General features: G+C 68.0%; 11 protein-coding genes. 6 read left to right on the top strand and 5 right to left on the bottom strand.

What is annotated here, in order from left to right:
- Nucleotides 1-126: 126 nt before the first annotated feature.
- Nucleotides 127-1920: a transglycosylase domain-containing protein gene (locus tag GJ693_RS01575; RefSeq protein WP_408014526.1), complete on the top strand. Its 1794-nt coding sequence runs from the start codon at nucleotides 127-129 to the stop codon at nucleotides 1918-1920.
- A 3-nt stretch (nucleotides 1921-1923) separates the two neighbouring features.
- Here the strand turns inward: GJ693_RS01575 and GJ693_RS01580 are convergent, their stop codons facing one another.
- The 4 genes from GJ693_RS01580 to GJ693_RS01595 are packed head-to-tail and all read right to left on the bottom strand — an operon-like array spanning nucleotide 1924 to nucleotide 7654.
- On the bottom strand, nucleotides 1924-3771 hold the full coding sequence (locus tag GJ693_RS01580; RefSeq protein ID WP_156254582.1) for an AMP-dependent synthetase/ligase: 1848 nt from the start codon (nucleotides 3769-3771) through the stop codon (nucleotides 1924-1926).
- 41 nt (nucleotides 3772-3812) lie between these two features.
- Nucleotides 3813-5546: a gamma-glutamyltransferase gene (gene ggt, locus GJ693_RS01585; RefSeq protein WP_156254583.1), complete on the bottom strand. Its 1734-nt coding sequence runs from the start codon at nucleotides 5544-5546 to the stop codon at nucleotides 3813-3815.
- Between the two features lie 41 nt (nucleotides 5547-5587).
- Nucleotides 5588-6622 carry a quinone-dependent dihydroorotate dehydrogenase gene (locus GJ693_RS01590; RefSeq protein ID WP_156254584.1) on the bottom strand — a complete coding sequence of 345 codons (1035 nt, stop codon included), beginning with the start codon at nucleotides 6620-6622 and terminating at the stop codon, nucleotides 5588-5590.
- Between the two features lie 33 nt (nucleotides 6623-6655).
- A complete protein-coding gene (locus GJ693_RS01595; protein ID WP_156254585.1) occupies nucleotides 6656-7654 on the bottom strand; it encodes a ligase-associated DNA damage response exonuclease in 999 nt (332 codons plus the stop codon).
- A gap of 71 nt (nucleotides 7655-7725) precedes the next feature.
- Here GJ693_RS01595 and GJ693_RS01600 point away from each other — a divergent pair, with 71 nt between their 5' ends.
- The 5 genes from GJ693_RS01600 (at nucleotide 7726) to GJ693_RS01620 (ending at nucleotide 14026) form a co-directional block, all read left to right on the top strand.
- Nucleotides 7726-8157: a DUF3617 domain-containing protein gene (locus tag GJ693_RS01600; protein ID WP_156254586.1), complete on the top strand. Its 432-nt coding sequence runs from the start codon at nucleotides 7726-7728 to the stop codon at nucleotides 8155-8157.
- 32 nt (nucleotides 8158-8189) lie between these two features.
- Nucleotides 8190-10610: a ligase-associated DNA damage response DEXH box helicase gene (locus GJ693_RS01605; RefSeq protein ID WP_156254587.1), complete on the top strand. Its 2421-nt coding sequence runs from the start codon at nucleotides 8190-8192 to the stop codon at nucleotides 10608-10610.
- Nucleotides 10611-10642: 32 nt separating this feature from the next.
- On the top strand, nucleotides 10643-11305 hold the full coding sequence (gene pdeM, locus GJ693_RS01610) for a ligase-associated DNA damage response endonuclease PdeM (RefSeq protein WP_156254588.1): 663 nt from the start codon (nucleotides 10643-10645) through the stop codon (nucleotides 11303-11305).
- Between the two features lie 31 nt (nucleotides 11306-11336).
- Entirely contained in the window at nucleotides 11337-13034 is a 1698-nt protein-coding gene (locus GJ693_RS01615) for an N-acyl-D-amino-acid deacylase family protein (protein WP_156254589.1), read from the top strand.
- Nucleotides 13035-13147: 113 nt separating this feature from the next.
- Nucleotides 13148-14026, top strand: coding sequence for a UTP--glucose-1-phosphate uridylyltransferase (locus GJ693_RS01620; protein WP_197041875.1), 879 nt, complete (start codon nucleotides 13148-13150; stop codon nucleotides 14024-14026).
- Between the two features lie 4 nt (nucleotides 14027-14030).
- Here GJ693_RS01620 and GJ693_RS01625 read toward each other — a convergent pair.
- Nucleotides 14031-14302: molybdopterin-dependent oxidoreductase (locus GJ693_RS01625; protein WP_156254590.1), on the bottom strand; the 272-nt coding region annotated here is incomplete at its 5' end.

Consider the following 14302-nt stretch of genomic DNA (forward strand, 5'->3'; position numbering starts at 1 on the left):
TATCGCTGGTGGATCGCGGGCGGCATGGTTGCCCTGTTCGGCCTGCTGGTGGCCTGGCTGGTGGCCACCGCGCCGCTGGGGCGTGCGCTGGAGCCGGCCAAGCAGCCCAGCCTGATCATCACCGACATGAACGGCAAGCCGATCGCCCGGCGCGGCGATTACAAGGAAGAGCCGGTGAAGATCGCGCAGTTGCCGGCCTATGTGCCGGCCGCCTTCATTGCCATCGAGGATCGCCGCTTTCGCGACCACTGGGGCATTGATCCGATCGGCATCTTGCGGGCGCTCGCCACCAATGCCCAAGCCGGCGGCGTCCGCCAGGGCGGATCGACCCTCACCCAGCAATTGGCCAAGACCAGCTTCCTGTCGTCGGAACGCTCGATCAAGCGCAAGCTGCAGGAAATCATCATCGCGCTCTACCTGGAGGCGCGACTCTCCAAGGACGAGATCCTGCAGAATTACCTGTCGTCGGTCTATTTCGGCGATGGCGCCTATGGCATCCGCGCGGCGGCGCGCACCTATTTCGACAAGCCCCCCGAGCAATTGTCGCTGGGCGAAGCCGCGCTGCTGGCGGGCCTGGTGCAGGCGCCGTCGCGGCTGGCGCCGTCCCGCCATCTGAAACAGGCCAACGAACGCGCCGCCCAGGTGCTCGCCGCCATGGTCGAAACCGGCGCCATCACGGCGGCGCAAGCCAAGGCGGCGCGGCCGGCCGCATATCGCCCCGGCCGCAAGAACCTGCCCACCGGCAGCTATTTTGCCGACTGGGTGCTGCCGCAGGCGCGCGAAGCGACCGAGGCCGATTATGGCGAGATCGTCGTCAAGACCACGCTCGATCCCAAGCTGCAGACGATCGCCGAGAATATCATCAAGGACGGTTTGGCCCGCGCCGGCGGCCTGAATGTCAGCCAGGCGGCGCTGGTGGCGATGCGGCTGGATGGCCGCGTCGTGGCGATGGTAGGCGGCACCGATTACAAGGAGTCGAGCTTCAACCGCGCCACCCAGGCCCAGCGCCAGCCGGGCTCCTCGTTCAAGCTGTTCGTCTATCTGGCGGCGCTGGAAGCCGGCAAGAAGCCGGGTGACACCATTGTTGATGAACCGATCGAGATTTGCGAGCCGGGCCAGCAGCCGGGCGAATGCTATGCGCCCAAGAATGACGACCTGCGCTTCCGCGGCACCATCAGCCTCGCCACCGCCTTTGCCGCCAGCTCCAACATCGCTGCCGTGAAGTTGGCGCAGGAGATCGGCATTTCGGCTGTAGCGAAACAGGTGAAGAAGCTCGGCATTGAAGGCGGAGTGAGCATCTATCCGGCGATGGCGCTGGGCACGACGCCAATCCCGCTCATCGACATGACGCGGGCCTTTGCCGCCGTCGCGCTGGGCACATATCCGGTGAAGGCCACTGGCCTGTGGCGGGCTGACCCGTGGCCGGAGAAAGTGACCCCGCCGGAAGCGACGCGGACCAGCTGGCCGGTGCGCGAAGACATGATGCAGATGCTGCAATCGGTGGTGCGCAATGGCACCGGCAACGCGGCCCGCCTGCCCATGCCGGCCTGGGGCAAGACCGGCACCACACAGAACCACCGCGATGCGCTGTTCATTGGCTTTGCCGGCGATCTCGTGGTGGGCATCTGGGTGGGCAATGACGACAATTCACCCATGGCCGGCAGCATTGTCGGCGGCGGCCTGCCGGCGCGGATGTGGAAGGGCTTCATGACCCGGGCGCTGGAGAGCGAGGGCAAGCTGATCCCGGAACCGGAAGCAGCGCCGGTGGAAGTGGACATGGATGCGCTCGCCACCGACATGGAGGGCATGACCATCGATCTCAATGGCGAGCCCAACAGCCCGCCGCCGGTGATCGATGTGCCCGACGAGACGGTGACCGCACCGCCGGCGCCGCCGCAGGGCCCGGCACCGCCCCAATAGGGCTCAATCCTTGTAGAGCTTGTCCAGCCGCTCGCCATAGACCTGCTTCAGCACGTGGCGGCGAATCTTCAGCGACGGGGTCAGCTGCTGGTTGTCGGTGGTGAAGGCTTCATCGGCGATGATCACCCGGCGCACCTTCTCGATCACGCTCAGTTTCTGATTCACCCGGTCCACCGCGGCCTGGATGGCGCGCACATATTCGGGCTCGTCGCGCAGCTTGTGCAGATCGGCGGGCAGGCCCTTGTCGCGGGCAAAGCACAGCGCCCATTCGGCTTCGGGCACCACCACGCCGACCAGATAGGGGCGCTTGTCGCCATAGACCATGGCCTGGGCAATCTCGTCCTGCAGGGTCAGCATGCCCTCGACGCGCTGGGGCGCAACATTGTCGCCCTTGTCGTTGACGATGATGTCCTTCTTGCGATCGGTGATGACGAGGTGGCCATCCTTGTCGAGATGGCCGATGTCACCGGTGTAGAGCCAGCCGTCCTTGAGCGCCTTGTGGCTCTCGGCATCGTTCATCCAGTAACCGTCCATCACCAGCTCGCCGCGCACCAGGATCTCGCCATCGGCGGCGATCTTCACCTCGACCTGGTCCAGCGGCGGGCCAACCGTGTGCATCTTCAGCTTGGCGCGCGGGCGATTGCAGCTGATCACCGGGCCGGCTTCGGTCTGGCCATAGCCTTGCAGGATCGGGATGCCGATGGCGGTGAAGAAAATCCCCACTTCCGGGTTCAGCGGCGCCCCGCCAGCCACCATGGCGCGCAGCCGGCCGCCGAACTTGGCCCGGATGGACTTGCGGATTGTGCGCTCCAGCGCCTGGTCGATCAGTTTTTCGGCCAGGCTCAGGCTTTCGCCGCGGGCTTCCTTGCGAGCAATGGCGAGCGCCTGGTTGAGGAGGGTGATGGCCAGCCCGCCCTGCTTCTCGATCTGCTTGGCGATACGCATGCGCAGCACCTCGAACAGGCGCGGCACCACCACCATGAAGGTGGGGCGGGCCTCCTCGATGTTGGCGGCAAGCTTTTCCAGCCCTTCGGCGTACCAGATCTGGCCGCCCATCCCCAACGGCATGTACTGGCCGGCGGTGTGTTCATAGGCGTGAGACAGCGGCAGGAACGACAGGAACAATTCGCCCGGCACCTCGCCGGGGAAGAAATCCTGTTCGATCACCGCGATGGCGCCGGCGATATTGCGCATGATAGCGCCATGATGCTGGCGCACGCCGCGCGGCAGGCCGCCGGTGCCGCTGGTGTAGATCAGACAGGCGAGATCCTCACGCTTCATCGTGGCGCGGGCGCGCACGGCGGCGCGATCCTCGTCGATCAGTGGCGCGCGGCCGGCGACCAGCTTGGCCCAGTCATGGATGGCGAGGCCCTGCACCTCCTGCAGCGGCTCCATGGTAATCACGATGCGGCAATTGTCGGTGGCCATGGCGGCCGGCAGCACATTCTTCGCCAGCTTCGGGCCTGAAACGATGACAGCGCGGGCGCCGCTGTTGGTCAGGATATGGGTGTGGTCGGCCTCGGTGTTGGTGGTGTAGGCCGGCACGGTGATGGCGCCGGCGGCCATGATGGCGAGATCGGCAAGGCACCATTCCGGGCGGTTTTCCGACACCAGGCACACCCGGTCGCCGCGGTTGATGCCGATCGCGGTGAGCGCGGCCGACAGGCTGGCGACGATGTCCCGCGCCTCGCCCCAGCTGATCGTGCGCCACTGGCCGCCGACCTTGGCCGTGAGGCAGGGTGCGGCCGGCTGGGCATCGGCCCGATCGAGAAACATCGCGACCAGGTTGGGCGCGGCATCGACGCGGGCCGCAAGTGCGGCAGGCCGCAGCGGCGGCAGTTTCGGCAGCATCACTCTCTCCCCAGAGGCGTTGGCCGCCTCCCTTGTTCTCGTCAGTAGCCCGCAGGACGACCCTCGCCGCGGGCATCGGCCCCCCCGCGCCAACCGCCCGCAACCCGCTGCACGCCATTCAGTTTCAGCGGCAAGGCGGTTGCCACCGGCTTGTGGCCCATGGCGGTGAAGGCCGGGATCATGGCTTCGAGCATGGTGCCCTTTTCCACCGCAAACCGGTCACCGATGGCAATCAGCTGGGGCAGCGCGATGGCTTCGTCCACCGGCAGCCCCCAGTCGAGCACACCGATGATCGCCTTGGTCACCTGCGCGATGATGGTCACGCCGCCGGCCGCGCCGATGGCGAGGATCGGCTTGCCGTTCGCATCATAGACGATGGTCGGCGACATCGCCGAGCGCGGCCGCTTGCCCGGCTGCACGCGGTTGGCGGTCAGTTGCCCCTGGTCCTTCGGGTCAAAGTTGAAATCGGTCAGCTGGTTGTTGAGCACGAAACCTTCGGCAACCAGGCCGGAGCCGAAGGTCTTTTCCACCGTGTTGGTCCAGGTGACGATATTGCCTTGCGCATCGGCGGCGGCGAAATTGGTCGTGCCGGCCACTTCATTGTCTGCCGCGTTCACCCGCGCGGTCGGCGCGCCGGGCGGCATGCCGGCCTGCACCTTGGCCATGCGCTCACCGGCGCTGATCAGCGCCGAGCGTGACGCCAGATAGGCGGGATCGGCCAGCCCCTTGGTGGGCACCGCCACGAAGGCCGGGTCGCCGATCCACTTCTCGCGGTCGGCATAGGCCAGGCGCTGGCTTTCGGCGAACAGGTGCCAGGACACAGGATTGTCCTTGCCCAGCCCCTTCATGTCGAAGCGCTCGAGCTGCTTCAGCATGGCGAGCACGCCGACGCCGCCCGATGATGGCGGCGCCACCCCGCAGACCCTGTACTGGCGGTAGGTGCCGCACACCGGCTCGCGCACTTCGGCCTTGTAGGCGGCGAGATCGGCCAGTGTCATGGCGGTCGGGTTGGCATCGGCGGTGCTGACCGCCTTGACGATGCTGGCGGCAATCGGCCCCTTGTAGAAGGCGTCAGGCCCCTCTTTGGCGATCAGCCGCAACGACGCGGCAAGCTTGTCATTGCGGAAGGTCGTGCCGGCCTTCAGCGGCGCGCCATTTTGATCGAAGTAAAGCGCACGGCCTTCCGGGCCGGCCTGCTTCAGACTGTCCTGCCCGAAGGCGATGAAGCGCGCCATGGTCGGCGAGATGGTGAAGCCTTCGGCCAGCTTGATCGCCGGTTCAAACAGCTTCGCCCAGGGCAGCTTGCCCCATTTCTTGTGAGCTTCGGCGGCCAGCGCCACGCTGCCCGGCACGCCCACGCTGCGCCCACCGGTGGCTGCTGCCATGAACGGCATCGGCTTGCCGTCGGCACCAAGGAATTGTTCCGGGCTGGCCACCGCCGGCGCCTTCTCGCGGCCATCGATGGTGCCGAGCGGGCCAGTGGCCGGCTGATAGACGATGAAGCCGCCGCCGCCGATGCCGCTCGACTGCGGCTCCACCACGGTCAAGGCCAGCATGGTGGCAATCGCGGCATCAACCGCGTTGCCGCCTTGCCTCAGGATGGCGAGGCCGGCTTCCGATCCCAGCGGGTGGGCGGCCGAAACGACGGCCTTGAACGGCCCGGCGCCGGCCGTGCTGGCCGCCTGCACGGGGCCGGCATCGGCATCCTTGGGAATGGGCTGGGCTGTGGCCGCGGTGGCGAGGAGAGAGGCGGCGAGGAGGAAAATGGTCTTCATGGGACCTGCACCTTAAGCCGATTTGCGCGGGTGAAAAGTGGCTAAACCGCTTGGGTGCCGACCGCCGCACCCACGCTGGTTAAGCCGTCGCGGCGCAGCAGAGCCGCCAGTTCTGCCTTGATGCGCGTGACAAGGCCGGGGCCATGATAGACCAGCGCCGAATAAAGCTGCACCGCGCTCGCCCCGGCGCGGATGCGGTCATAGGCGTCCTGGCCACTCGCGATGCCGCCCACCGCGATCAGCGGCAGCGCACCGCCGGTTTCGGCGCGGAATCGCTTGAGCGCGGCCAGCGCCAGCGGTTTCAGCGGCTTGCCCGAAAGGCCGCCTGTCTCGCCGGCATGGCGGCTTGCCAGCGTCGGGCGCGAGACGGTGGTGTTCGAAACGATCAGGCCATCCACCCCGCCGTCAATGCAGGCGCGTGCGATGGTGGCCCAGTCATCTTCGCCCTGGTCTGGCGCGACCTTCACGAAGACCGGGACATCCAGCTTGCCACGCGCGTCCGTCACCCGCGCAATCAGATCGGCCAACGCCGCGCCATCCTGCAGGGCGCGCAGGCCCGGCGTGTTGGGCGAGGAGATGTTGACCGTCACATATGACGCCAGCGGCGCCAGTGCGCGCAGGCCCGTCACATAATCATCGGTACGGTCCGCGCTGTCCTTGTTGGCGCCCAGGTTGATGCCAACGACGCCGGGCTTGCCCTGGCGCGCCGCCAGCCGGGCATGGGCGAACTCGACGCCCTTCGAATTGAAGCCGAAGCGGTTGATCACCGCCTCGTCCTCCACCAGCCGGAACAGGCGCGGCTTGGGATTGCCCGGCTGCGGCCGCGGGCAGACGCTGCCGCACTCGACAAAGCCGAAGCCCAGCTTCAGCATCGCGTCGGGCACTTCGGCATCCTTGTCGAAGCCGGCGGCCAGCCCGATCGGGTTGGGCAGGGCGAGGCCCGCCATCGTCGTGGCCAGGATCGGATCGTCGGCTGGCACGGGCGGCACCAGCCCCGTCTTCAGCGCCGCCAGTGTCAGATTGTGCGCCGCTTCCGGATCGAGCGCGAACAGCAGGGGTTTGAGGGCGGCAAACATCGGCCATCGCCATGGCAGGGCGATGCCGCCCGTTCAATCCCCCTCATCCTCCCGGCCCACCAGATCGAGCGCCTGCGCGCGACGCTGGTTGAGCGCGCACCAGTGCACCAGCGCCTCCTCGCGGCCGTGCGTCACCCACACCTCCGCCGGGTTCAGCTCGGTAATGGTGGCGGTCAGCTCGTCCCAATCGGCATGGTCCGAAATCACCAGCGGCAACTCGATGCCGCTCTGCACCGCGCGCTGGCGCACGCGCATCCAGCCCGAGGCCATGGCGGTGATCGGGTCAGGCAGGCGGCGGCTCCACACGTCGCGCAGGGCCGAAGGCGGCGCGATGATGATTGCACCTTTCAGCGCATCGCCCTTCAGCGTGCCCACGGCACGCAGATCGCCCAGCGCCACGCCCTGGGCTTCGTAAAGCGCGCACAGGGCCGTCATCGCGCCGTGCAGATAGATCGGCGCATCATGGCCAGCGCGGCGCAGTTCGGCGATCACCCGCTGCGCCTTGCCCAGCGCATAGGCACCCACCGCCACGCAGCGATCCGGATTGGCCGCCAGCGCCGCCAGCAGTTTCGCCACTTCCGCCGCCGTGTCGGGATGGCGAAACACCGGCAGGCCGAAGGTGGCTTCGGTGATGAAGATATCGCAGGCCAGCGGCTCGAACGCGATGCAGGTGGGGTCGGCCCGGCGCTTGTAGTCGCCTGACACGATGATCCGCGTGCCGGCCTTTTCCAGCACCACCTGCGCCGACCCCAGCACATGCCCAGCGGGCAACAGCATGCACGTCAGGCCATCGCCCAGCGCCAGCCGCTCGCCAAAGGCCAGCGCCTGCCCGCCCGGTTGTGGCCCGAAGCGCTGGTGCATGATCGCCAGGGTTTCAGCCGTGGCCAGCACCGTGCCGTGCCCGGCGCGGGCATGATCGGCGTGGCCATGGGTGATGATGGCACGCTGCTGTGGCCGCGACGGATCAACCCAGGCGTCGATGCCGGGCAGATAGAGCCCTTCAGGCCGGGGCAGGATCCAGTCAGGTGCCATGCGCGCTCACGCCTTGCATTGCCGCGCCACTGTGTAAAGCTGGCGCGAAACCGCAACCGGGGGGAGTGACGATGCGCAGGGTGCTGTTGCTGTTGGTGGGGATGGCGAGCGCTGCCAGCGCCGAATCGCCGGTGACGCCGGGCAAATGGCAGACAACGACCATCATCGAATCGATGGCCATGCCGGGCATGCCGCCGGAAATGGCGCAGCGCACGCGCGCCAGGCCGATGAGCGCCACCTATTGCATCACGCCCGAACAGGCCGCCGCCGGCCCGCGCGATGTGATCGGCAAGTCCAACGGCGCCTGCCGCTATCGCAGCTTCAGTGCCGCGGCGGGCCGCATCAGCGGCGTGATGGAATGCAAGACCGGTGCCCCCACGCCGCAGATCATCGCCATCTCCGGCACCTACAGCCCTGTCGCCTATGACATACGCTCGAAGATGAGCGGTGGCGCCATGCAATCGACCAGCCGCACGACAGGCAAGCGCCTCGGTCCCTGTTGACGCGGCACGCCGGCGTTCGGCACGAGGGGTGGGTGAGCCTGCCCCCCATCATCAGCGACTGGTTTGCCGCGCGCGGCTGGCAGGTGCGCGCCCATCAGCTCGCCATGCTCGATGCCGCCGCCCGCGGGCGGCACTCGCTGCTCACCGCGCCGACCGGGGCGGGCAAGACGCTGGCCGGGTTCCTGCCAACCTTGGCCGATCTCGCCACCACGCCGCATGAGGGGCTGCATACACTCTACATTTCGCCGCTGAAGGCGCTGGCGGTGGACGTGCAGCGCAATCTGCTGACCCCCGTGGCCGAGATGGGCCTCGATGTGCGCGTTGAAACCCGCACCGGCGACACACCGGCGGCGCGCAAGGCCCGGCAAAAGGAGCAGCCGCCGCATATCCTGCTGACGACGCCGGAAAGCCTGGCCAATCTCCTCTCCAGCCCGGAAGCCGCCGCGATGATGGCCGGGGTGAAGCGCGTCATCATCGACGAGATCCACGCCTTTGGCACCACCAAGCGCGGCGACCAGCTGATGCTGTGCCTCGCCTGCCTGCAACGCCTGGCGCCGGCGCTGCAGCGGGTCGGCCTGTCGGCCACCATCGCCGATCCGGAAAGCTGGGCCGGCTGGCTGGCGCCCGATGCCGATTCGACCCAGGTCGAGATCGTGGTGGCCGAAGGCGGCGCCGATCCGGCCATCGATATCCTGGTCATCGATGATCGCATCCCGTGGGGCGGCCACAACGGCCGCTGGGCGGCCCGCGCCGTCATGAAGCGCATCGAGGCGGCGCGGCTGGCCATCGTCTTCGTCAACACGCGCGCGGTGGCCGAACTCGTCTTCCGCGATCTGTGGGCGGAAAATGACAACGCCCTGCCGATCGGCATCCACCACGGCAGCCTGGCGCCCGAAGCACGCCGCAAGGTGGAGGCGGCGATGGCAGCGGGCAAGCTGCGCGCCATCGTGGCCACGGCCAGCCTCGATCTCGGGCTGGATTGGGGCGATGTCGATCTCGTCATCCAGATGGGCGCGCCCAAGGGGGCATCACGCCTGCTGCAACGCACCGGCCGCGCCAATCACCGCATGGATGAGGCCAGCCGCTGCCTGATCGTGCCGGGCAACCGCTTCGAATATCTGGAAGCGCTCGCCGCGCGCGACGCGGTGCAGGCCGGTGAGCTTGATCCCGATGGCTTCCGCCCCGGCGCACTGGATGTGCTGGCCCAGCACGTCGTGGGCTGCGCGGCGGCCGGGCCGTTCTTCCCCGATGAATTGTATGACGAGGTGAAGAGCGCCGCGCCCTATGCCGGCCTCACCCGCGCCGCCTTCGATGCCGTGCTCGGTTATGCCGCGACCGGCGGTTACGCGCTGAAAGCCTATGAGCGCTACCAGCGGCTTGTGACCCAGCCCGACGGCCGCATGCGCCTGCGCTCGGCGGCGCTGGCCCGGCAGTGGCGGATGAACAGCGGCACCATCGTCGAGGCCGTCGCCATGAACGTCGTCTTTGGCAGCGGCAAATCCAGCCGACACGGCCGCAAGCTCGGCCAGGTCGAGGAATATTTCGCCGGGCAATTGCGCGTGGGGGACAGTTTCATGTTCGCCGGGCAGACGCTGGAGGTCACCGGTTTCGACGGCGCCGACATCCATGTGCGCATGGGGCGCGGCAGCCCGAAGGTGCCGGTCTATGCCGGCGGGCGCATGCCGATGACGACTCGGCTGGCGGCGCGCGTGCGCGGCCTGATGAACGATCGCGCCCGCTGGCCCGGGATGCCAGATGACGTGCGCGAATGGCTGGCGATCCAGGCCCGCGTCTCGCGCCTGCCCGGCGAAGACGACGTGCTGGTGGAGACGTTCCTGCGTGATGATCGCTGGTACATGGTGGTGTACGGCTTTGCCGGCCACCCGGCGCACCAGACGTTGGGCATGCTGGTGACCCAGCGCATGGAGCGGGCCGGGCTGAAGCCGCTGGGCTTTGTCGCCAGCGATTACGCCATGGCCTGCTGGAGCCTCGATCCGGTCGATGATCCGCAGCCCTTGTTCGATCCGACCGTGCTGGAGGATGAACTGGCCGAATGGCTGGCTGCCTCGCCCTTCCTGCGCCGCGCCTTCCGCGAGGTCGCCATCATCGGCGGTCTGATCGAGCGGGTGCAGCCCGGCGTGCACAAGAGCGGCAAGGCGATGAGCGTCTCGTCAGACCTGATCTACGACGTGCTGCGCCGCCACGAGCCGGACCATCTGCTGCTCACCGCCGCCTGGACGGATGCGCGCGGCAAGCTGACCGACATTGCCCGCCTGGCGGCGCTGCTCGAACAGGCGCATGGCCGCCTCACCCATGTCCGCGCTGCGCATGTGACGCCGCTGGCGGTGCCGTCGCTGCTCACCATCGGGCGCGAGCGGGTGGGGGACAGTGCGGATTCGGCGTTACTGCTGGAAGCCGAAGCGCTGATCGCGGAAGCAATGCGGGTGGATTGACCATCAGGGCCACGCGGGCCTAACGCAGCACCATGTCTGTTTCCTTTTCGTTCGCTGGTGAATCGCTCCAGCCACTGGCCTGTGGGGCCTTGTGGTGGCCGGACCAGGCGACCCTTTTCGTGGCGGACCTGCACTTCGAAAAGGCCAGCCATTTCGCCGCGAAGGGCTGGCTGCTGCCGCCGCACGCCACGGCCGACACCATCACCACCCTGATTGCCGCCGTTGAATCGACGGGCGCGCAGCGGCTGGTGTGCCTGGGCGATTCGTTCCACGACGAAGCCGGCCCCGATCGCCTGTCGGACGAAACCCGCCGCGCGCTGATGACGATGACGCGCAGCCTCGATTGGTGGTGGATCACCGGCAATCACGACGAGGATGCCGCCGCCGTGCTGGGCGGGCGCGTGATGGCGGAGGGCAGCATCGGCCCGCTGGTGCTGCGCCACGAGGCCGATCCGGCCGACCCTACGCCTGAACTGTCCGGCCATTATCACCCCAAGCTGGTGATCCGCCACCGCGGCCGCCACATCGCCCGGCGCTGCTTCGCGCACGGCCCCACCAAGCTGATCCTGCCGGCCTATGGCGCCTTCACCGGCGGGCTGGATATCGCCGATCCGGCGCTGCAGGCGGCGCTGGCCGGGCCGGCGACGGCGCTGGTGGTGGAAGGCGAGCGGTTGTTGCGCTTTCCGGTAGGTTGACGGCGAAGCAGGGGCTTGAGACCCTCCCGTCATGAGCAGCGACTTCGATCTCGTCATCCGCAACGGTCACATCGTCGATGGCAGCGGCGCGCCCGGCCTTGATGGTGACGTGGCGGTGAAGGATGGCCGCATTGCTGCGGTCGGCGTCGTCAGCGGGCGCGGCGCCGAGGAGATTGACGCCAAGGGCCTGCTCGTCACCCCCGGCTTCGTTGATGTCCACACCCATTATGACGGCCAGGCGACCTGGGACCAGCGGCTGCAGCCGTCGTCGTGGCACGGCGTCACCACGGTGATTGCCGGCAATTGCGGGGTGGGCTTCGCGCCCTGCCGGGTGGACGATCAGGATCGGCTGATCCGGCTGATGGAAGGCGTGGAGGATCTGCCCTTCCCGGTGCTGAAAGAGGGCCTGCCCTGGAACTGGCAGAGCTTCCCGGACTATCTCGACAGTCTTTCAGGTCGCCGTTTCGACATGGATGTCGGCCTGCAACTGCCGCACGCCGCGCTGCGGGTGTTCGTGATGGGCGAACGCGGCGCCAATCGTGAACGGGCCAGCGCCGAAGATATCGCGCAGATGGCCGCGCTGGCGGAGGCCGCGATGCACGCAGGCGCCATGGGCTTTTCCACTTCGCGCACGCTCAATCACCGCACCTCGGATGGCCAGCCGACGCCCACGTTGACGGCGGCCGAGGACGAGTTGATGGGCATTGCCCTGGCGCTGGGCCGCGCAAACAAGGGCGTGCTGCAATTCGTGTCCGATTTCGCCGATCCGGACGCCGAATTCGCCATGCTGCGCCGGCTGTGCGAAGCCTCTGGCCGGCCACTGAGCTTCTCCCTCGCCCAATCGCCGGTCGCACCGCTGGGCTGGCGCAAGCTGCTCGATATGCTGGAACAGGCCACCGCGGCGGGCCTGCCGATGAAGGCGCAGGTGGCCTCGCGCCCGGTCGGCGTGCTGCTCGGGCTCGATCTCACGCTCAATCCGTTCAGCCTGCACCCCGATTGGCCGAAGGGCGCCAGCCCGGCCGAACAGGCGCGGCTGCTCGCCGATCCCGCCTTTGTCGCGCGCCTGATCGCCAATCCGCCGGCCAAGGGCAATGCGCTCGGCACCGCGCTGCTGCACCGCTGGGGCGACATGTACCAGCTCAGCAACCCGCCCAATTACGAGCCGCTGCCGGAAACCAGCCTGGCCGCCGAGGCGATGCGGCGCGGCGTGGCCTATGAAATGGTGGCCGCCGAATGGCTGCGCCAAGGCATGATCTATGTGCCCTTCCTCAACTTTGCCGATGGCGACCTTGATGCGGTTGGCGCGATGCTCGCCCACAAGGACACGATCCCCGGCCTGTCTGATGGCGGCGCGCATGTCGGCATGATCTGCGATGGCAGCTTCCCGACCACGCTGATCAGCCATTGGGCGCGGGACCGCAGCCATGGCCGGCTGCCACTTGAACATCTGATCAAGCGCCAGGCGCATGACACGGCGCGGGCGGTGGGGCTGCAGGATCGCGGGCTGATCGCGCCCGGGCAGCGCGCCGATCTCAACCTCATCGATCTCGATCGCCTCGGCCTGCTGCCGCCCGAGGTGGCGCATGATCTGCCGGCCGGTGGCCGCCGCCTGTTGCAGCGGGCGCGGGGCATCAGGGCCACAATCGTCGCGGGCCAGACCACATACCGCGATGGCGAAGCGACCGGCGCCCTGCCCGGCCGGCTGCTGCGCGGCGCGACAAGTGACTGATTCCATACGCTGATGCGCTGGCGCTTTGGCGCGCTGGCCGTTCCGTTCATCGAAGTTTCGCTTGACCGGCCGTCGCCGTTGGCAATGGATGATTGCCAGCAACAGGGAACGTTATGTCGATCAAGCCAGTCAAGACGGCGGTTTTCCCGGTGGGCGGCCAGGGCACGCGCTTCCTGCCCGCCACCAAGGCCATGCCCAAGGAAATGCTGCCGGTGGTGGACAAGCCGCTGCTGCAATATGCAGTCGATGAAGCCATCGCCGCCGGCATCGAGCGGCTGGTGTTCGTGACCGCGCGCGGCAAGGGCGCGCTGGAGGATTATTTCGACATCGCGCAGGAACTGGTCGACAGCCTGAAGGCCAAGGGCAAGACGGCGGAACTGGCGGTGCTGGAAGCCACCCAGATCGAACCCGGCCGCATGGTCTATGTGCGCCAGCAGGAGCCGGCGGGGCTAGGCCACGCCGTGTGGTGCGCCCGCCATGTGGTCGGCCGCGAGGCCTTTGCCGTGCTGCTGCCCGACGAATTGCTGTGGAACCCGGCCAACCCGGCGCTGAAGGAAATGCACGACGCCTACCAACAACTTGGCGGCAACATCATCTCCGTGCTGGAGGTGCCCGAAGCGCATACGCACCGTTATGGCATCGTCTCTCCCGGCGCGACCGAGGGCCTGATCACCGAGGTGAAGGGCCTGGTGGAAAAGCCGGCGCCGGGCACGGCCCTCTCACGGCTGGCCGCCATCGGCCGCTATATCCTGCAGCCCGAGGTGATGGACGTGCTGGCTGAGGGCAAGCGCGGCGCCGGCGGCGAGATCCAGCTCACTGATGCAATGGCCGAAATGATCGGTCAGCAGCCGTTCCACGCCCTCACCTTCACCGGCACCCGCTTTGATTGCGGCGACAAGGCCGGGCACGTGACGGCCAACATCGCGCTGGCGCTGGAGCGCGATGATGTGGGCCCGGCCGTGCGCGCATGGTTGCAGGCCCAGCGCTTCTGACCGGTCAGGGCAGGCGCACCACCCGCAGGGCCTTCAGCTGCCGCACCGATCGCGCGGCGCGGGTTTCGCCAGGCACCACCAGTCGCAGCGGGCCGTTGGCGATATCGAGCGGCTTGCCGTCGCAGGCGGTCGCCACCAGCACGGCGCGGTTGCCCAGCTTGCCGTCAATCTCGCCCAGGCTGAAGGCAACGCGATAGCCATCGGCCGCCTCGGCGACGATCAGCGTGGTCAGCGCCGGCCCGCGCACCGCCTCGCCGCTGGGCAGGCCGGCCGCGG

This window comes from Sandarakinorhabdus oryzae (assembly GCF_009733735.1).
In the GTDB taxonomy this organism is placed as follows: domain Bacteria; phylum Pseudomonadota; class Alphaproteobacteria; order Sphingomonadales; family Sphingomonadaceae; genus Sandarakinorhabdus; species Sandarakinorhabdus oryzae.

Bases quoted from the DNA above. Each gene is read 5' to 3' on its own strand.
- GJ693_RS01615 (WP_156254589.1), top strand. From the start codon at position 11,337: ATGAGCAGCGACTTCGATCTCGTCATCCGCAACGGTCACATCGTCGAT.
- pdeM (WP_156254588.1), top strand. From the start codon at position 10,643: ATGTCTGTTTCCTTTTCGTTCGCTGGTGAATCGCTCCAGCCACTGGCC.
- GJ693_RS01595 (WP_156254585.1), bottom strand. From the start codon at position 7,654: ATGGCACCTGACTGGATCCTGCCCCGGCCTGAAGGGCTCTATCTGCCC.
- GJ693_RS01620 (WP_197041875.1), top strand. From the start codon at position 13,148: ATGTCGATCAAGCCAGTCAAGACGGCGGTTTTCCCGGTGGGCGGCCAG.
- GJ693_RS01575 (WP_408014526.1), top strand. From the start codon at position 127: ATGAACGGCAAGCCGATCGCCCGGCGCGGCGATTACAAGGAAGAGCCG.
- ggt (WP_156254583.1), bottom strand. From the start codon at position 5,546: ATGAAGACCATTTTCCTCCTCGCCGCCTCTCTCCTCGCCACCGCGGCC.
- GJ693_RS01600 (WP_156254586.1), top strand. From the start codon at position 7,726: ATGCGCAGGGTGCTGTTGCTGTTGGTGGGGATGGCGAGCGCTGCCAGC.
- GJ693_RS01590 (WP_156254584.1), bottom strand. From the start codon at position 6,622: ATGTTTGCCGCCCTCAAACCCCTGCTGTTCGCGCTCGATCCGGAAGCG.
- GJ693_RS01580 (WP_156254582.1), bottom strand. From the start codon at position 3,771: ATGCTGCCGAAACTGCCGCCGCTGCGGCCTGCCGCACTTGCGGCCCGC.